The organism is Streptomyces sp. enrichment culture (assembly GCF_964272855.1).
In the GTDB taxonomy this organism is placed as follows: Bacteria; Actinomycetota; Actinomycetes; order Streptomycetales; family Streptomycetaceae; genus Streptomyces.
The window spans coordinates 3,563,444-3,579,641 of the sequence record NZ_OZ186847.1; the positions used below are offsets into that span (position 1 = coordinate 3,563,444).

At 68.7% G+C, this 16,198-nt stretch carries 18 protein-coding genes; 7 read left to right on the top strand and 11 right to left on the bottom strand.

Translation table 11 applies throughout. From position 1 onward, the window contains the following. Positions 1 to 8 precede the first annotated feature (8 nt). Both rplC and rpsJ read right to left on the bottom strand, forming a co-directional pair. Positions 9 to 653, bottom strand: a complete 645-nt coding sequence (rplC, locus tag ACSU6L_RS15175) for a 50S ribosomal protein L3 (protein ID WP_437057195.1) — start codon at positions 651 to 653, stop codon at positions 9 to 11. A gap of 17 nt (positions 654 to 670) precedes the next feature. Further along, positions 671 to 979, bottom strand: a complete 309-nt coding sequence (gene rpsJ, locus ACSU6L_RS15180; RefSeq protein WP_003948644.1) for a 30S ribosomal protein S10 — start codon at positions 977 to 979, stop codon at positions 671 to 673. A gap of 416 nt (positions 980 to 1,395) precedes the next feature. On the opposite strand from rpsJ, the gene ACSU6L_RS15185 reads away from it, so the two are divergent. Continuing rightward, positions 1,396 to 2,598, top strand: coding sequence for a hypothetical protein (locus ACSU6L_RS15185; protein ID WP_437057197.1), 1,203 nt, complete (start codon positions 1,396 to 1,398; stop codon positions 2,596 to 2,598). On the opposite strand, the gene ACSU6L_RS15190 is transcribed toward ACSU6L_RS15185, so the two are convergent. Genes ACSU6L_RS15190 through ACSU6L_RS15200 form a run of 3 tightly spaced genes read right to left on the bottom strand, consistent with a single transcriptional unit; the run spans position 2,586 to position 3,895 of the window. Beyond that, the gene (locus ACSU6L_RS15190) at positions 2,586 to 2,798 is read right to left on the bottom strand and encodes a DUF397 domain-containing protein (protein ID WP_437057199.1); all 213 of its coding nucleotides are present in this window, start codon (positions 2,796 to 2,798) and stop codon (positions 2,586 to 2,588) included. The two genes, ACSU6L_RS15185 and ACSU6L_RS15190, sit on opposite strands and share 13 nt — an antisense overlap. A gap of 3 nt (positions 2,799 to 2,801) precedes the next feature. Beyond that, positions 2,802 to 3,014, bottom strand: a complete 213-nt coding sequence (locus tag ACSU6L_RS15195) for a DUF397 domain-containing protein (protein ID WP_437057201.1) — start codon at positions 3,012 to 3,014, stop codon at positions 2,802 to 2,804. Next, entirely contained in the window at positions 3,011 to 3,895 is an 885-nt protein-coding gene (locus ACSU6L_RS15200; protein ID WP_437057203.1) for a helix-turn-helix domain-containing protein, read from the bottom strand. Before ACSU6L_RS15200 ends, ACSU6L_RS15195 begins: the two co-directional genes overlap by 4 nt. Positions 3,896 to 4,051: 156 nt before the next feature. On the opposite strand from ACSU6L_RS15200, the gene ACSU6L_RS15205 reads away from it, so the two are divergent. From ACSU6L_RS15205 to ACSU6L_RS15215, 3 genes are all read left to right on the top strand, one after another. Next, positions 4,052 to 4,504, top strand: coding sequence for an ATP-binding protein (locus tag ACSU6L_RS15205; RefSeq protein ID WP_437057205.1), 453 nt, complete (start codon positions 4,052 to 4,054; stop codon positions 4,502 to 4,504). Between the two features lie 246 nt (positions 4,505 to 4,750). Then, positions 4,751 to 5,647 carry a helix-turn-helix domain-containing protein gene (locus ACSU6L_RS15210; protein WP_437057207.1) on the top strand — a complete coding sequence of 299 codons (897 nt, stop codon included), beginning with the start codon at positions 4,751 to 4,753 and terminating at the stop codon, positions 5,645 to 5,647. Positions 5,648 to 5,928: 281 nt separating this feature from the next. Beyond that, positions 5,929 to 6,762 (top strand): S1 RNA-binding domain-containing protein, encoded by an 834-nt coding sequence (locus ACSU6L_RS15215; protein ID WP_437057209.1) that lies wholly within the window; start codon positions 5,929 to 5,931, stop codon positions 6,760 to 6,762. Positions 6,763 to 6,859: 97 nt separating this feature from the next. On the opposite strand, the gene ACSU6L_RS15220 is transcribed toward ACSU6L_RS15215, so the two are convergent. Next, the gene (locus tag ACSU6L_RS15220; protein ID WP_437057210.1) at positions 6,860 to 7,978 is read right to left on the bottom strand and encodes a hypothetical protein; all 1,119 of its coding nucleotides are present in this window, start codon (positions 7,976 to 7,978) and stop codon (positions 6,860 to 6,862) included. A gap of 199 nt (positions 7,979 to 8,177) precedes the next feature. On the opposite strand from ACSU6L_RS15220, the gene ACSU6L_RS15225 reads away from it, so the two are divergent. Continuing rightward, positions 8,178 to 8,762 carry a hypothetical protein gene (locus ACSU6L_RS15225; RefSeq protein ID WP_437057212.1) on the top strand — a complete coding sequence of 195 codons (585 nt, stop codon included), beginning with the start codon at positions 8,178 to 8,180 and terminating at the stop codon, positions 8,760 to 8,762. 72 nt (positions 8,763 to 8,834) lie between these two features. On the opposite strand, the gene ACSU6L_RS15230 is transcribed toward ACSU6L_RS15225, so the two are convergent. Next, positions 8,835 to 9,986 carry an acyltransferase family protein gene (locus tag ACSU6L_RS15230; RefSeq protein ID WP_437057214.1) on the bottom strand — a complete coding sequence of 384 codons (1,152 nt, stop codon included), beginning with the start codon at positions 9,984 to 9,986 and terminating at the stop codon, positions 8,835 to 8,837. A 203-nt stretch (positions 9,987 to 10,189) separates the two neighbouring features. Between ACSU6L_RS15230 and ACSU6L_RS15235 the strand changes: the two genes are divergently transcribed. Then, positions 10,190 to 10,573 (top strand): phage holin family protein, encoded by a 384-nt coding sequence (locus ACSU6L_RS15235; RefSeq protein ID WP_365506614.1) that lies wholly within the window; start codon positions 10,190 to 10,192, stop codon positions 10,571 to 10,573. Positions 10,574 to 10,681: 108 nt separating this feature from the next. Here the strand turns inward: ACSU6L_RS15235 and tuf are convergent, their stop codons facing one another. The 4 genes from tuf to rpsL form a co-directional block, all read right to left on the bottom strand. Further along, entirely contained in the window at positions 10,682 to 11,875 is a 1,194-nt protein-coding gene (gene tuf / locus ACSU6L_RS15240) for an elongation factor Tu (protein ID WP_437057217.1), read from the bottom strand. Positions 11,876 to 12,032: 157 nt separating this feature from the next. Continuing rightward, the gene (gene fusA / locus ACSU6L_RS15245) at positions 12,033 to 14,159 is read right to left on the bottom strand and encodes an elongation factor G (RefSeq protein WP_437057219.1); all 2,127 of its coding nucleotides are present in this window, start codon (positions 14,157 to 14,159) and stop codon (positions 12,033 to 12,035) included. 39 nt (positions 14,160 to 14,198) lie between these two features. Continuing rightward, the gene (gene rpsG, locus ACSU6L_RS15250; RefSeq protein WP_003998848.1) at positions 14,199 to 14,669 is read right to left on the bottom strand and encodes a 30S ribosomal protein S7; all 471 of its coding nucleotides are present in this window, start codon (positions 14,667 to 14,669) and stop codon (positions 14,199 to 14,201) included. A 2-nt stretch (positions 14,670 to 14,671) separates the two neighbouring features. Continuing rightward, positions 14,672 to 15,043 carry a 30S ribosomal protein S12 gene (rpsL, locus tag ACSU6L_RS15255; protein ID WP_003948652.1) on the bottom strand — a complete coding sequence of 124 codons (372 nt, stop codon included), beginning with the start codon at positions 15,041 to 15,043 and terminating at the stop codon, positions 14,672 to 14,674. A 380-nt stretch (positions 15,044 to 15,423) separates the two neighbouring features. On the opposite strand from rpsL, the gene ACSU6L_RS15260 reads away from it, so the two are divergent. Further along, a complete protein-coding gene (locus ACSU6L_RS15260) occupies positions 15,424 to 16,173 on the top strand; it encodes a Crp/Fnr family transcriptional regulator (RefSeq protein ID WP_437057221.1) in 750 nt (249 codons plus the stop codon). Positions 16,174 to 16,198: the final 25 nt, after the last annotated feature.

The window sequence follows — 16,198 nt, forward strand, 5'->3', positions numbered from 1 at the left end:
CGGTTACCTCAGGCCCCCTTGGCCGCGGTGCGGACCAGGACGAGGCCGCCGTTCGGACCGGGAACCGCGCCCTTGATGAGCAGCAGACCCTTCTCCGCGTCAACGGCGTGGACGGTCAGGTTCTGGGTGGTGACCCGCTCGTTGCCCATGCGACCCGCCATGCGGAGGCCCTTGAACACACGGCCCGGGGTGGCGCAGCCACCGATGGAACCGGGGGAGCGGTGCTTGCGCTGGGTGCCGTGACCGGCGCCGAGACCACGGAAGTTGTGGCGCTTCATGACACCGGCGAAGCCCTTGCCCTTGCTCTTGCCGGTGACGTCGACCTTCACGCCGGCCTCGAACACCTCAGCGGTGATCTCCTGGCCGAGGGTGTACTCGGCGGCGTCCGTCGTGCGGATCTCCACGAGGTGACGACGCGGGGTGACGTCCGCCTTGGCGAAGTGACCCTTGAGGGGCTTGTTCACCTTGCGCGGGTCGATGTCGCCGAAGGCGATCTGGACGGACTCGTAGCCGTCGACGTCGTTCGTGCGGACCTGGGTGACGACGTTGGGGCCGGCCTTGACGACGGTGACCGGAACAACACGGTTGTTCTCGTCCCACACCTGCGTCATGCCGAGCTTCTCGCCCAGGATGCCCTTGATCTGCTTAGCCATCTCTCAGATCACCGGCCTCAGAGCTTGATCTCGATGTCGACACCGGCCGGGAGGTCGAGTCGCATCAGAGAGTCAACGGTCTTGGGGGTCGGGTCGAGGATGTCGATCAGGCGCTTGTGCGTGCGCATCTCGAAGTGCTCGCGCGAGTCCTTGTACTTGTGCGGCGACTTGATGACGCAGTACACGTTCTTCTCAGTGGGCAGCGGCACCGGGCCCGCGACCGACGCACCAGTGCGGGTCACCGTCTCGACGATCTTCTTCGCCGAGGAGTCGATGACCTCGTGGTCGTAGGCCTTGAGCCGGATGCGGATCTTCTGTCCCGCCATGGCTACTCAGTAGTCCTGTCTCTCTAACGCTCTGGAACCCGGTGTTCCGTTGCTCTTCTCCGACCCACGCGGTCGGGCGTGTCGCGCTCCCGCTGACACAGATGTCCCTTGTTCGAACATCCCTGCGGGGAATGCACACGGCCCTGCCGGAACCGCAAGCCGGGGACGAGAAGCCCACCGGGTGCCTGGCCGGTGCCGCACCGACACTTCCCGGAAGATTCCCGTACGTCCGCCCCTGATCAGGGGCGACGAGTACTGTGGGACTCGCTTCCGGTCCTCCCGGCGGGAGGCGCGCAGCATCAACACTCGACCGAGCAACTCGGACAGTCTGCCATAGCAGGCACGGCAGACGCCAATCGAGCCGGGAAGAATACCCCGAGCGTGACGCAGGTCAAACACCTGGCAGTCTGACGGGCATGAGCATGCTTACCCGGCTGTGGTGCGGCACGGCGGTTCTGGGCATCGGAGCCTCGCTCTGGGCCTTCTGGCTGACGTACGACGACAGCCGCGACCGCGCGGCGAGCGAACGGGAGATCGCGCAGGCGTGCGCGGGGCTGGTGTCCGGCGAGGACGTGATGGACCTCGACGGCGGGACGGTGCGGGCCACGACCGACCGGACCATCGACCTGGAGGCGCCCGCGCCCGGCTGGTGCCGCGTCTACGGCGTGCCGGGACCGGACCGGTCCGACGGCCTGCTGACGCTGAGCGTCCGCACGTCGTCCGACGGGGCGCCGGTGCACACGGTGGGGGACGAGACAGCCTCGGAGCCCTTCTCCTACGACTCCGGTGAGCAGGACGTGACACGGCGCGCCGACCGGCCCGAGGGCCGGTCCCTGGGCGAGGGGACGCTCGGTTCGTACACGGACCAGTCCGTCACCGTACGCGCGGACTGCGCCTCCCCCGGCTCGGACGAGACCCCCGACCTGCTGACCGTCACGGCGCGCGCCGACTACGACGACGTCTCCGGCGAGGACCTCTCCCGGCTGGCGTCCATCACCCACGGGGCCGCGGAACGGGCCGCCACAGCGCTCGGCTGCGAGACCCGCCTCCCAGACCTCCCGGACCGCCTGAACCCGCCGTCCCGGACCCTTCGCGCGGCGGACACCGCGAAGGGCTCATGCGCCTGGTACGGCCCGTACCTCGACCGCACGGGGCAGAGCCGGCTCCCCGACCGCGCCCTGGGCCTGCCCACCGCGCCCCGGGCCACCGAGGAGACCTGCCTGCTGGCCATGAGCCCCGACCGCGCCCGAGCCGTGCGGTGGAGCGGCCCTGAGGACGCGGCCGACTACGGCGACAGCGCGCTCACGCACTCGCCCTGGTGGATGCGGACGGCCTCGTACTTCGGCGCGGACGCGCGGTCGGTCGGCTACGAGGACTACGGCGGCGACCTGCGACACCTCCGCCCCGGCACCGCCGGCGGCCACGAGAGCGGCATCCTGTGGGCGTCCTCCACCTGCGCCGGCGAGCCCGCACTGCACACGTTGACGATCAGCTACACCTACGACGGCGTCATCGCGGACCGCCGCGAGGCGCTGTTCGAGGCGTACGTCGCCGATGTCGCGGAGCGGCGTGGTTGCACGGGGGTGAAGCTGCCGGCGGAGTCCGCTTACTGGGACTGACGGGCGTGCGCGAGGAAGTCGGTCCACGCGGCCGTGGGGAGCGCGAGCTGGGGGCCGCCGAGGCTCTTGGAGTCACGGACATGGACGGTGCGGGGCGCTGTGGCGACCTCGACGCAGGACTCGCCATCGGTGCCGCCGCTGTAACTGCTCTTGAACCAGGCCAGTGCAGAGGAGTCTCCGGCGGTGGGCTCGCCGATCATGCTTCAGGCACCCCGTGACGCGTAGGCGAGGAAGTCGGTCCACGCGGCCGCGGGGAGCGCGAGCTCGGGGCCGGCGAGGCTCTTGGAGTCACGGACGTGGACGGTGCGGGGCGCTATGGCGACCTCGACGCAGGAGTTGCCGTCGTTGCCACCGCTGTAGCTGCTCTTGAACCACACCAGCTCGGAGGCGTCCCCGGCAGCGGGCTTGCGCATCATGTCTCTCCCAGCAGTTGCTCAATGAAGGCCAGCGACTCCCGGGGCGAGAGCGCCTGAGCCCGGATGGTGCCATACCGCAGCTCAAGGATGCGCAGGTGCTTTGGGTCGTGCACCGGTCGACCGTTGAACGCGCCGTCGGAGCGGCCCACCGCCGCGCCATCCGCGAACTTCAGCAGCTCGATACGGCCGTCCAAACCGGAGTGGGTGTCGCAATTCATCGGCATCACTTGGAGCACGACGTTGTGCAACCGCCCCACCTCCAGCAGCCGTTCGAGCTGGTGACGCCAAACCATTGTGCCCCCGATGGGGCGCCTCACGGCCCCCTCTTCCAGGACGAAACTGAGCGCAGGCGCCGGGTCACGTGCGAAGACCGATTGCCGGGCCAGACGAGCCGCGACCATGCGGTCCACGTCGTCCGGCGAGTACGGCGGCTGTGCCGCACCGATCACCGCCCGCGCGTGTTCGGGCGTCTGCAACAACCCGGCGATGATGTTGCACTCGTAGACGCCGATCTCGACCGCCTGGGCCTCCAACTTCGCCAGTTCCCGCACCTTCTTCGGGTACCGGACCTTGCCCACGTCCTCCTTCATCGCGGCAAGCAAGCGGCCCGCGCCCAGCACCTCATCGGCCCTGTCCAGGTACTCAGGGCGGGGAATCCGCTTCCCGGCCTCGATCTTGTAGACCAGGTCCTCCCCGTACCCGACCGCTGTCGCGAACTCGGCGACCCGCATGCCCACCGCCTCGCGCCGCAGCCTGAGCTGCCGCCCGACGGTGGCGATGACCGCGAGCCCCCACTCGTCGTCCGGGTCCACCTCCCACCCCGGCTCGTCCGCCTCGCGGATGCCGCTGACCCGCCCCGCGTCACTGTCGACCGCCACCATGCCGCGCCCCTCCGTCGCCCGCGCCACTTCAACGCCGCACTACCCGCGTCGCCCGAGCCGACAAGCTTGGACACGGCCGGACAAGGGCTGGACAGTGACTCTACGTATCGCCGCTGTCACTCAACACGGTAGGCAAGTCCCGCAACGCTGAGTGACGTGAATCAGGAAATCGCCGTCCGCAACTTCAGCCTGCAACTGTCCCCCACGCCACGAGGCGCCCGCCTGGCTCGCCTGCTGGCAACGGAACAACTCCGGTCCTGGGGACTGCCGTTGCACCCGGCGGAGCACATCGTGGCGGAGTTGGCGGCCAACGCCGCGACGCATGGCCGCGCCCCCGGCCGGGACTTCCGGCTGCTGCTCTACGTCGTCGACGACACGTTGCGTATCGAGGTGACCGACACGCGGGCCGACCGCCTGCCGCAGACCGCCCCGGCCGCGCCCGACGCCGAATCGGGCCGCGGCCTGCTGATCGTGGACGCACTTGCGGACCGCTGGGGAGTCACGGAGGGCCCGCCTCCGCGCAAGACCGTATGGGCGGAAGTGAGGACCGGAGAGACCGGATCGCGACCGACCCCGTCCCGGTCAGCCGCGGCCCGGCCCGGCGCGTGATCAAAGCTTTTCCATAACGCCTGGGAAGAAGAACCAACCAAACCCCACCCCACCCGACCCCACCGAAGGTCCCCAGGCACCCCTGTCACCCGGAAGAGTGGCGCTGCCCGACTCGGCTGGATTCGCGCCTGGTTGGCTGGCATATGCTCGCCGCGGCGACCACAACAGCAGACATGCGACGGCCCCCGGCCGGGACTGGCATCCCGATCGAGGGCCTGACCACCGAGGAAGTTGGAGGACTTCCCGATGGATACGCAGCACCCTAGCGCGCCCGCGTGCGCGCAGCCGCTGAATCCGCGCGGTATCACCCACATCAACACCCCGCACACGAACCGCTTCACGGTCGTGGGCAACCACCTGACCCAACACCGCAGCCTCTCGCTGACCGCGATCGGCCTGGCCGCCCACATCCAGTCGCTGCCCGACCGCGCCCGCGTGGACATCAAGACCCTCGCCGCTCGCTTCCCCGAGGGCGAGACCCGCATCGCCGCAGCCCTGCGGGAGCTGGAGGCCCACGGCTACCTGGCCCGAGTCCGCGAACGCCTTCCCAGCGGCCGCATCGTCACGCACACGGTGTCGTACAACCAGCCGCAGCCCATCGAGGCCACTCCCACTCCCACTCCCCCACCACCGCCGAGGGACACGACGCCGCCGCAGCCGCACCGACGTGAACCCGAGCCGAAGCCGGAGGACGAGGCCGCAACCGCACCCTCACCCTCACTCAAGCCACCACTCCCCGAACCCGAAGCACCCGACCTGGACCGTCACCGCACGGCCACGGCCCTCCTCGCCACACTCCACCACCACGACCCCCGCCTGCTCCTCTCCGAGCGCGCCGTCCGCCGTCTCGCCCCAGCCGTCGGCGCCTGGCTCGAACGCGGCGCCCACCCCGACGCCGTACGCCACACCCTGGCCGCGAACCTCCCACGCGAGCCCCTGCGCAACCCGCCGGCCCTACTGGCCCACCGCCTCACCGACCTACTGCCACCATCAGCACCCACGGCACCACCACCCGCCGACAGGCCGGCCGCCCCTCCCCCCTTCCACAACTGCGAGGGCTGCGAACGCGCAATCCGGACTCCGCGCCCAGGCACCTACTGCCGCGACTGCCGCAACGCTCGCCTGACTACTTCAGCCGCATGACAATGTCTTGACCGTGGCAGGGAAGTGAGCGGTGATCGCCCAGCTGGTGCAGGCCGATGAGGACACCGTCCGGGACGTGATCCACCGGTTAACCACTGCACGCATACCTTCGGTGGCGCAACGCCAACGCCCGCCACCGGGACGTCCTGGCTGCCGAACGCCGTGAGCGCGCCCGGGTCCTCAGTGAGAAAGGCAGCCGCTGGGGCGGACGCGCCCGCAAGCCCGCAGCCTGACACCCATCGCCGAGCCAGCGCACGGCTCTTCATGAGAGGCTGGACGGCATGGGGGCAGCGTCGGGCGATCAGGATTGTCGGGAGTTCCTGGCAGGAATCCGCATCGGTGACCTCTGCAGCGGGACTGTGGCAGAGGTGACACGATCTCGCGGGGTGACGGTCACCCTGGACGGATTCTCCGCACGCCCGCTGGGGACCATCTGGCCTTTGGACGTCTCCTGGAGTTGGAATCAGTCTGCGGCCGTGAAGGTCGGCCAGCGGATCACCGCCGAGGTGATCGCCATTGATCTGGATGAGGGCCACGCCCGGCTGGCAATGACCGCCACCGAGAACCCGGAACTGTGGGCGTTCCTGAAATCACGTCACCGCGGCGAGATCCTTTCCGGCACGATCACGGCCGTCGAACCGTTCGGGGTGTTCGTGGCGCTGGACGACGGCCCCGACCATCCGGTCTTCCCCGGCGTCGGGTTCATCACGATTCCCGAACTGTCGTGGCGACACATCGAAGCAGTTTCGGACGTCGTTCAGGTCGGGCAGCGCGTCTCGTGCGAGTTCCTCCAGTTCGACACATGGAACGGAGAGGCCAGGCTGTCCCTGAAAGCGACGCAGCCGGACCCCTTCCAGGCATTCGCCGACAGCATCGCGGTTGGCCAGACTCTGCAGGGACAGGTCACCAAAGTGGTCCCGTTCGGCGTCTTCGTCCAGGTCGCCGACGGCGTTCAGGGACTGGTCCATCTTCAAGAACTCACCTCGACGCCCGCGGCAACTCCACGGGACGTCGTTGAGGCCGGCGACGAGGTGACCGTCGTCGTCACGGACGTCGACCGAGAACGGCGCAGGCTGACCCTCTCGCGACACCAGGTGTCACCTGACTCTCGGTGACACCTGCCGTCCCCGTCACAAGGGTTCCCTGCACGAGTGCTCCGTGCCTTCGGGGCAGGGCCATGCCCTGGCCCGGCGAACCTACGCGGTCACAGCACTAGCTCCGCGTGACCGTCCCGCACGCCTCCCCGTCGAACACCTCACCCAGCGGCGTGTCCAGGTCGTACGGGTCGCGGGCCTCACCGGTCGGCGGGCTGTCGGTGGGGGCGACCGTCGGGAAGGACGGGTGCAGGAAGCCGCCGTCGTTCTCGCACGCGACGTTGAAGTACGCCGCGTCGTAGCGCTCCACGAGGAGCTTCCCCGCCGTGACATCCCAGCGGGCCGGGTCGGACAGGACCATGGTCAGGCCGCGGCGGACGATCGTGCGGGAGATGCGGTCGGCGCCGGACTCGGCCTTCGCCATCGGGTAGACGAAGGTGTAGTCGGCGCGCACCCGGACCTGGCCGGGCTCGCCGGCCTCGTACGTCATCCGGCCGCGCACCTTGACCACGTCGCCGACCGGGCGCACCTCGTCGGGGTCGAAGCGGGTGAACAGGTTCACGGGGTCGTGCTCGCGGTCCGGCGAGCGAAGGGCCCGGCGTGCGTCCGGCAGCATGTCCGGCTGCTTCGGGTCGAGGAACGAGAGTGCCTTCGCCGGCTGGGCGCCGCGCCGTACGGCCGGGTCGAGGTTGGAGGCGACCAGGAAGTCCTTGGTCCGGCGCAGGGCCTGCTCCACCTGCTCCTCGCTCATGTCGCCGACCGCCTTGGCGGCCGGGAGTTCGATCGCGTCCGCGCCTTCGGCCCAGGAGCGGGCCGGGGAGCCACGGAACGGGGCATCCAGGGTCGGCCCGCCCCCGGTGACGGGGGACGCGGAAACGGAAGCGCCGGCCTCCGGCTTGTCGTCGCTTGCGCCGGGCAGCTGGTCCAGCAGAAGCGAGGGGCGGATCGCGACGACTGCCAGACCCGCGACCAGCAGTACGCCGAGCACGGCACCCAGTCTGCGTCTGCGGCGGGTGCGGCCGTTCACCTCGTGCGACGCCGGGCCCGTCCGCCAGCCCGGCGGCGGGGCGTCGCCCTGCTCCCGCAGCCGCTGGGTCACCATCCGCGCCCGCGCCGAGGGCTCCTTCGGCGCGGCGGTGCCGCCGCCCTCCGCGGCTTCGCGCAGGAAGGCTGCCAACTGCTCGTCTGATATGGACGGTTGCTCGTCGGGCTGCTCGGACGGCGGGACGGTGCTCACGGGCTCACTCTCTCGGGAGGGGCGGCCGGGAGGGTCCGGGGGATGTCCGGTGGATCGGACGGACCCGGCCTGTCCGTGATCATTCCTAGGCGAGTACCACCGCTCGCACAAGCGCTTTCGGAAACATGGGGACTTCTACTCATCCGGACCGGGTATCTCCGCCCTCCCGTCGCACCCGCCCCGCGGCTTGGATCGACGTATGCCCGCACCCAGGTCCCGGCTCCATCCCGCGTTCCCCCGAGGCGTCATCCCGGCCACGACCGGCATCGCCGTCGCCCTCTTGATCGCTTTCGGCTCGGCCGCCTGCCAGGAGCTGGCGGGCGGGCCGGTGCTGTCGGCGGCGGAGTACCGGGAGCGGGTGGCGCGTACGGAGGCGGCGGGCGAGCGGGTCCTTCGGGACCTGGACCCGCTGCCCACGGCGGACGAGGGTTCCCTGGAGGAGGCCGACGGCTCCTGCGTCGACGACTTCGGCTTCGACGACACCGGGGTCACCCGCGACCGGCCGGCCTACGAGTGGAAGCTGGACTTCGCCGACCGCGCCGCCTATCTCGCCGCCGTGGAGGACCTCCGCCGGACCTGGACCGCGCGGGGCGTCGACGTGCGGCGCCTGGCTCCGGACGACGACTCGGGCCTCCCGGGCGTCACCGCCACCGACGGCGGGATCGAACTGACCCTGGCCCCGGACTGGTACTCGGAGCAGCCCGTCCTGCGCGCCGACGGCGGCTGCGTCCGCCACGAGTACGGCGTCACCGGCGAGGGTGCCACCGCCTCCACCGCGCCCTGAGCCCCGCGTCCTCGATCCCGACACCTCGATCCCGGCGCCCCGAGCCCACGATCCCCGCGCCGGGTCAGTGCCTCAGGCAGCCCGCTGGAACGCCCGCAACCGCGTGAACGACCTGTCCAGCCCTCGCTTCAGCACCCGCGCCACCGGCCGCTCCACCACCCGGTGCACCAACCAGCTCAGCATCAGGAACCCGGCCGTCACGCCCACGACCAGCAGACGTGGGTCCGTGGTGTCGCGCAAGCGGTGGATGATCGCCGTACCGGCGAGGTAGTGGGTGAGGTACAGCGGATACGTCAGGGCGCCCGCCGTCGCCAGCCACTTCCAGCGAACCCGGTCCGTGTGGCCGAGCGCCACGGCGGCCATGAACAGCAGGAACGCCGTGTAGATCAGCACCGCGCCCCGCCAGCTGCTGACCTGCTCGTACGCCACCCGCTCGCCCAGCTCCAGCTGGCCCATCAGCCAGGACATGGCGAGTATGCCCCAGAGCAGCAGGTCCTGGCCGAAGCGGTGCATGAGGTAGAGGGCGAGGCCGGCGATGAAGTACCAGGCGCCGCTCGGATCGGCGGCCAGCACGAGGAGCGGGAACTCGGACACCGGCGCGAGCATCGCGGCGGCGCCCCAGACGCAGCAGAACACCACCACCCGCCGGTAGGTCAGGCCCATGGCGACGACGACGAGGAAGAGGAGGTAGAAGCGGAGTTCCGACCAGAGGGTCCAGTAGACGAGGTCGACGTTGGGGATGTCGGAGCCCTGCTGGAGCATGGTCAGGTTGAACAGGACTTCGCGGACCGGAAGGCGTTCCCAGACACCGGGCAGGGCCACCAGCACCGCCGTCGTGAACAGGACTCCGAACCAGTACGCCGGGTACAGGCGGATCACCCGCGAGACGAAGAAGTCCTTCGGCGTACGGCCCCAGCAGGACATGCAGATGACGAAGCCGCTGATGACGAAGAAGATCTCGACGCCGATCCAGCCGAACGACGCCACCCGGAACCAGCTCGGCATCAGCTCCGAGACCGGCCGGCCCCAGATCGCGTTGCCGGGCTGGTTCACTCGGTTCGTCCCCGCGTAGTGGTGCAGGACCACCAGCAGCGCGGCGAGCAGGCGGATGCCGTCGAGGACGTACAGGCGGGGACGGGTCCGGCCGCCGGACGCTGTGACCGGCTTCCGCGCGGCCGTGGGCACCGTCCGTGCCGGCCGATCGGCGAGTGCAACCCCGTGCATCAAGAAACCCCAGCAAACCTCGTGTCGTATGCCGACGGCTCACGCTACGACCGCACGATCCGCCCCCACGAGGACAGAAAAGAACAATCCCCCCACACGGTCACGGAAGTTGACGGAACTCTCCCCAAACCGCCGCAGAAGGTTTCATCAGGTTTCATCCCCGGGCCTTGTCAGCGGCGGCGCCGGGACCTCAAGATCCGGCCATGTACAAGCGAAGACGCCTTCTGGGCACCTATCTGGGAGTCGCCGCGGCCGCCGCCCTGCTCCCCGGCATCACCTCGATACTCGACAGTCCGCCCTGGGAAGCGATCCTGGCCGGCGCCGTCTTCCTCATCGTCAACCAGCTGATCTACAGCTATCCGAGCGCCATCCGCAGCGCCCCGCCGGTCGCGCTGCTGCTCCTCGCCGCGTTCGGCGTCGTCCAGGACACGCTGCTGTGGCTGCTGGTCTCCTGGATCGGCTCCCAGATGGACTACGGCCTCCATGTGGACGGCTTCCTCACCGCCCTGCTCGGCGGCGTCATCGTCCGGGGGACTGTCCTGGCCCTGATGGCCCTTGGCCCCCAGCCCGCACCGGAGACCTCGTAACGCCTCGTAGCCCATGACAAAGGGGCCCGTACGACCGAAGTCGTACGGGCCCCTTCAGGAGCTCGCAGCTGGAGCTACCGGGTCACAGGACCCTCAAGCAAGCGGAACTTACTTGACGATCTTGGTGACCTGGCCGGCGCCGACGGTCCGGCCACCCTCACGGATGGCGAACTTCAGGCCCTCCTCCATGGCGACGGGCTGGATCAGCTCGACGCGCATCTCGGTGTTGTCGCCCGGCATGACCATCTCGGTGCCCTCGGGGAGGTGCACAACGCCGGTCACGTCCGTGGTACGGAAGTAGAACTGCGGGCGGTAGTTGTTGAAGAACGGGGTGTGGCGGCCACCCTCGTCCTTCGACAGGATGTAGGCCTGGGCCTCGAACTCGGTGTGCGGGGTGACCGAGCCCGGCTTGATGATGACCTGGCCGCGCTCGACGTCCTCGCGCTTGATGCCACGGAGGAGCAGACCGACGTTCTCACCGGCCTGGCCCTCGTCGAGCAGCTTGCGGAACATCTCGATGCCGGTGACCGTGGTGGTGGTCTTCTCGGTCTTGATGCCGATGATGTCGACGGTCTCGTTGACCTTCAGGACACCACGCTCGATACGGCCGGTGACGACCGTACCGCGACCGGTGATCGTGAAGACGTCCTCGATCGGCATGAGGAACGGCTTGTCGACGTCGCGCTCCGGCTGCGGGATCGACTCGTCGACGGCGTTCATCAGGTTGAGGACGGAGTCCACCCACTGCTGCTCGCCCTCGAGGGCCTTCAGAGCGGAGACCTTGACGACCGGAACGTCGTCGCCGGGGAACTCGTACTCGGAGAGGAGCTCACGGACCTCGAGCTCGACGAGCTCCAGGATCTCCTCGTCGTCCACCATGTCGGCCTTGTTCAGGGCGACGACGATGTACGGAACGCCGACCTGGCGGGCCAGGAGCACGTGCTCCTTGGTCTGCGGCATCGGGCCGTCGGTGGCGGCGACCACGAGGATGGCGCCGTCCATCTGCGCCGCACCCGTGATCATGTTCTTGATGTAGTCCGCGTGACCCGGGCAGTCGACGTGGGCGTAGTGACGCGCCTCGGTCTGGTACTCGACGTGCGCGATGGAGATGGTGATACCGCGCTGACGCTCCTCAGGAGCCTTGTCGATGTTGTCGAACGGGGTGGCCTCGTTCAGGTCCGGGTACGCGTCGTGCAGCACCTTGGTAATGGCGGCCGTGAGGGTCGTCTTACCGTGGTCGATGTGACCGATGGTGCCGATGTTGACGTGCGGCTTAGTCCGCTCGAACTTCGCCTTCGCCACTGGGGTCCTCCTGTGGAGTGGTTCTGTACGCCTTACTTCATCGGCGCCAGGTGATCTTTGCTGTTAAAGCCCGGAAACCCGGGGCGAACATCCGTGTTTGCGGCTGTTTGCCCCGTGAGGCTCCGGAGTCAAGCCTAAAGCGTGGGAACGCTGTGCGTTACTCGCCCTTGGCCTTCGCGATGATCTCCTCGGCGACGTTCCGCGGAACCTCGGCGTAGGAGTCGAACTGCATCGAGTAGCTTGCGCGACCCGACGTCTTGCTGCGGAGGTCTCCGACGTAGCCGAACATCTCCGACAGGGGCACGAGGCCCTTCACGACGCGGGCACCGGCCCGCTCCTCCATGGCCTGGATCTGACCACGGCGGGAGTTGATGTCGCCGATGACCTCACCCATGTAGTCCTCGGGCGTGGTGACCTCGACGGCCATCATCGGCTCGAGCAGCACGGGGCTGGCCTTGCGCGCGGCCTCCTTGAAGGCCTGCGAACCGGCGATCTTGAACGCGAGCTCGGAGGAGTCCACCTCGTGGTAGGCACCGTCGAGCAGCGTCACGCGCACACCGGTCATCTCGTAACCGGCGAGGATGCCGAACTGCATGGCCTCCTGCGCACCGGCGTCGACCGAAGGGATGTACTCCTTCGGGATACGGCCACCGGTCACCTTGTTCACGAACTCGTACGAGGCGTCGCCGCCCTCGATCGGCTCGATCGCGATGATGACGCGCGCGAACTGGCCGGTACCACCCGTCTGCTTCTTGTGGGTGAACTCGACCTTCTCGACCGACTTGCGGATGGTCTCGCGGTACGCGACCTGCGGCTTGCCGACGTTGGCCTCGACCTTGAACTCACGGCGCATACGGTCGACCAGCACCTCGAGGTGCAGCTCGCCCATACCACCGATGATGGTCTGGCCGGTCTCCTCGTCCGAGTGGACCTGGAAGGACGGGTCCTCCTCGGCCAGGCGCTGGATCGCGACGCCCAGCTTCTCCTGGTCGCCCTTCGACTTGGGCTCGATGGCGACCTGGATGACCGGCGCCGGGAAGTCCATGGACTCCAGGATCACCGGGGCCTTGTCGTCCGACAGCGTCTCACCGGTGGTGGTCTGCTTCAGGCCCATGACGGCGACGATGTCGCCGGCGCCCACCGACTCGATCTCCTCACGCTTGTTGGCGTGCATGCGGTAGATCTTGCCGATGCGCTCCTTCTTGCCCTTGACGGAGTTCAGCACCTGGGTGCCGGACTCCAGGCGACCGGAGTACACGCGGACGAAGGTGAGCTTGCCGAGGTGCGGGTCGCTCATGATCTTGAACGCCAGCGCGGCGAGCGGCTCGTCGTCCGACGGCTTGCGGGCGATGACCTGCTCCGCGTCCTTGACGTCGTGGCCCTCGATGGCCTCGACGTCGAGCGGGGAGGGCAGGTAGCGCACGACGGCGTCGAGCAGGGGCTGGACGCCCTTGTTCTTGAACGCGGTGCCGCAGAACACGGGGGTGACGGTGGTGCCGCCGCCCTTGCCGGACGCGATGGTGATACGACGGATCGCGGCGTAGAGCTGCTCCACGGAGGGCTCGGTGCCCTCCAGGTACAGCTCCATGAGCTCCTCGTCGTTCTCGGCGACGGCCTCGAGCAGCTTGCCGCGGTACTCCTCGGCAGCCTCGATGTGGGTGTCCGGGATGTCGACGGTGTCGTACATCTCGCCCTTGGTCGCCTCGGCCGACCAGACCAGGGCCTTCATCGTCACGAGGTCGATGACGCCCTTGAAGTCCGCCTCCGCACCGATCGGCAGCTGCATGACCAGCGGCTGCGCGCCCAGGCGGTCGGAGATCATGTCGACGCAGCGGTGGAACTCGGCACCGGTGCGGTCGAGCTTGTTGACGAAGCAGATACGCGGAACGCCGTAGCGGTCCGCCTGACGCCACACGGTCTCGGACTGCGGCTCAACGCCGGCGACGCCGTCGAACACCGTCACGGCACCGTCGAGCACGCGGAGCGAACGCTCCACCTCGACGGTGAAGTCGACGTGGCCCGGCGTGTCGATGATGTTGATGGTGTGGTCGACGTCTTCCAGCGGCCAGTGACAGGTGGTGGCAGCAGAGGTGATCGTGATGCCACGCTCCTGCTCCTGCTCCATCCAGTCCATGGTGGCAGCGCCGTCGTGGACCTCACCGATCTTGTACGAAACGCCGGTGTAGAACAGGATCCGCTCGGTGGTGGTCGTCTTGCCCGCGTCGATGTGGGCCATGATCCCGATGTTGCGGACCCTGGCCAGGTCAAGCGAAGTGGTAGCCATAAGGCTTCAGTCTTCTCTCGGTCTCGATGGGGTCTGCGACTACCAGCGGTAGTGCGCGAAGGCCTTGTTGGACTCGGCCATCTTGTGCGTGTCCTCGCGCTTCTTCACAGCGGCACCGAGGCCGTTGGACGCGTCGAGGAGCTCGTTGAGCAGACGCTCGGTCATGGTCTTCTCGCGACGGGCGCGGGAGTAACCGACCAGCCAGCGCAGCGCCAGGGTGTTGGCACGGCCGGGCTTGACCTCGACCGGAACCTGGTAGGTGGCGCCACCGACACGGCGGGACTTGACCTCGAGGGTCGGCTTGATGTTCTCGAGAGCGCGCTTCAGCGTGATGACCGGGTCGTTGCCGGTCTTCTCGCGCAGGCCCTCCATGGCGCCGTAGACGATGCGCTCGGCGGTGGAGCGCTTGCCGTTCAGCAGCACCTTGTTGATCAGGGAGGTCACCAGAGGAGAGCCGTAGACCGGGTCGATGATGACCGGACGCTTCGGGGCGGGGCCCTTACGAGGCATTCTTACTTCTCCTTCTTGGCGCCGTAACGGCTGCGGGCCTGCTTGCGGTTCTTGACACCCTGGGTGTCGAGGGAGCCGCGGATGATCTTGTAGCGAACACCCGGCAGGTCCTTCACACGGCCGCCGCGCACGAGCACGATGGAGTGCTCCTGCAGGTTGTGTCCCTCACCCGGAATGTAGGCCGTGACCTCGATGCCGCTGGTCAGACGCACACGCGCGACCTTACGCAGGGCCGAGTTCGGCTTCTTCGGGGTGGTCGTGAACACACGCGTGCAGACGCCACGACGCTGAGGGGAACCCTCGAGTGCGGGCGTCTTGTTCTTCTCGACCTTGTCCTGCCGGCCCTTACGGACCAGCTGCTGGATCGTAGGCACTACTTCTCCGGTTTCTGTGTGCCGATGGGTACAGCTAACCTGGAACGTCGCCGACCCACGCGGTCGGGTGTGTCGAATCCTGCGGACTCCCGCCGCAAGGCAGAAAGAGGCGCGGATCACGGTGGCCGGTCACAGCTCCCTATGCGGTTGAAGGCACGCAGGAGAGCCAAGGCACACCCCAGGCACAAGGTCTGAGCGTACCTACCTCACGGACTTCGGTCAAAACAAATGGAGCCCACCCCGACACGCCGGACTTCTCACCTCCATACCTGCCTTTCGTCCTCCCGTCGCGCCGATGGCCGAAACCCGCTCTTTCCGCGTCGGCGGTCTTGCACGTTCAGTACGTTGATCCGCCCGCGGCGACAAACGGGGGAATGCGCATGACAATACGGACGTACGCTCCGGACGACGGCGGCCTGGACGACCGGGTGCCGTTCCTGGCACGGCTGGAGAGCGAGGACCGCTCCGCGCTGCTGGCCCTCGGCCGCACCCTCTCCTTCACCCGGCGCACGATTTTGCTGCACCAGCACGAGCCGTCCTCCCACGTGCTCTTCCTGGTGGACGGCTGGACGAAGGTCACCGCGTCGGCCGCCAACGGCTACGAGGCCCTGCTGGCGCTGCGCGGCCCCGGCGACATCATCGGCGAGTCGGCGGCGCTGACCGGGCGGCCGCGCTCCGCCACGGTCACCGCGCTGGAACCGGTGCGGGCGGTGGCCGTGGAACGTGAACGCTTCCGCGACTTCCTGGGCCGCTCCCCCGCCGCGTCGTTCGCCCTGCTCGGCCTCACCGCGGACCGCACCCGGGCGGCCGACCGGCGCCGGCTGGAGTTCGCGTCGATGAGCGTCCGCGAACGGCTCGCCGTCCTGCTCCTCGAACTCGCCCGCACCCACGGCCGGCGCACCCCCGACGGCGTCGAACTCGCCGTACCGCTCAGCAAGCAGGAGCTGGCCGGCTCGGTGGGCGCCTCCCGCGAGATGGTGCAGCGGCTGCTGAAGGAACTCCGGGACAAGGAGGCCGTGATCACCGGCCGCCGCACCCTGCTGATCCGCCGTCCGGACGTCCTGCGCCGCATCGGCGCGGCGGCCCCGGCGCCCGGGATCCCCTCGCCGCCGGGGCCGCGCGAGCAGTGACCCGCAGGTCCCACGGGCCCTTCTG

Excerpts from the sequence above, each read along its gene's own strand:
- rplC (WP_437057195.1), bottom strand. The coding sequence starts at position 653 with ATGGCTAAGCAGATCAAGGGCATCCTGGGCGAGAAGCTCGGCATGACG.
- rpsJ (WP_003948644.1), bottom strand. The coding sequence starts at position 979 with ATGGCGGGACAGAAGATCCGCATCCGGCTCAAGGCCTACGACCACGAG.
- ACSU6L_RS15185 (WP_437057197.1), top strand. The coding sequence starts at position 1,396 with ATGAGCATGCTTACCCGGCTGTGGTGCGGCACGGCGGTTCTGGGCATC.
- ACSU6L_RS15190 (WP_437057199.1), bottom strand. The coding sequence starts at position 2,798 with ATGATCGGCGAGCCCACCGCCGGAGACTCCTCTGCACTGGCCTGGTTC.
- ACSU6L_RS15195 (WP_437057201.1), bottom strand. The coding sequence starts at position 3,014 with ATGATGCGCAAGCCCGCTGCCGGGGACGCCTCCGAGCTGGTGTGGTTC.
- ACSU6L_RS15200 (WP_437057203.1), bottom strand. The coding sequence starts at position 3,895 with ATGGTGGCGGTCGACAGTGACGCGGGGCGGGTCAGCGGCATCCGCGAG.
- ACSU6L_RS15210 (WP_437057207.1), top strand. The coding sequence starts at position 4,751 with ATGGATACGCAGCACCCTAGCGCGCCCGCGTGCGCGCAGCCGCTGAAT.
- ACSU6L_RS15215 (WP_437057209.1), top strand. The coding sequence starts at position 5,929 with ATGGGGGCAGCGTCGGGCGATCAGGATTGTCGGGAGTTCCTGGCAGGA.
- ACSU6L_RS15225 (WP_437057212.1), top strand. The coding sequence starts at position 8,178 with ATGCCCGCACCCAGGTCCCGGCTCCATCCCGCGTTCCCCCGAGGCGTC.
- ACSU6L_RS15230 (WP_437057214.1), bottom strand. The coding sequence starts at position 9,986 with ATGCACGGGGTTGCACTCGCCGATCGGCCGGCACGGACGGTGCCCACG.
- ACSU6L_RS15235 (WP_365506614.1), top strand. The coding sequence starts at position 10,190 with ATGTACAAGCGAAGACGCCTTCTGGGCACCTATCTGGGAGTCGCCGCG.
- fusA (WP_437057219.1), bottom strand. The coding sequence starts at position 14,159 with ATGGCTACCACTTCGCTTGACCTGGCCAGGGTCCGCAACATCGGGATC.
- rpsG (WP_003998848.1), bottom strand. The coding sequence starts at position 14,669 with ATGCCTCGTAAGGGCCCCGCCCCGAAGCGTCCGGTCATCATCGACCCG.
- ACSU6L_RS15260 (WP_437057221.1), top strand. The coding sequence starts at position 15,424 with ATGACAATACGGACGTACGCTCCGGACGACGGCGGCCTGGACGACCGG.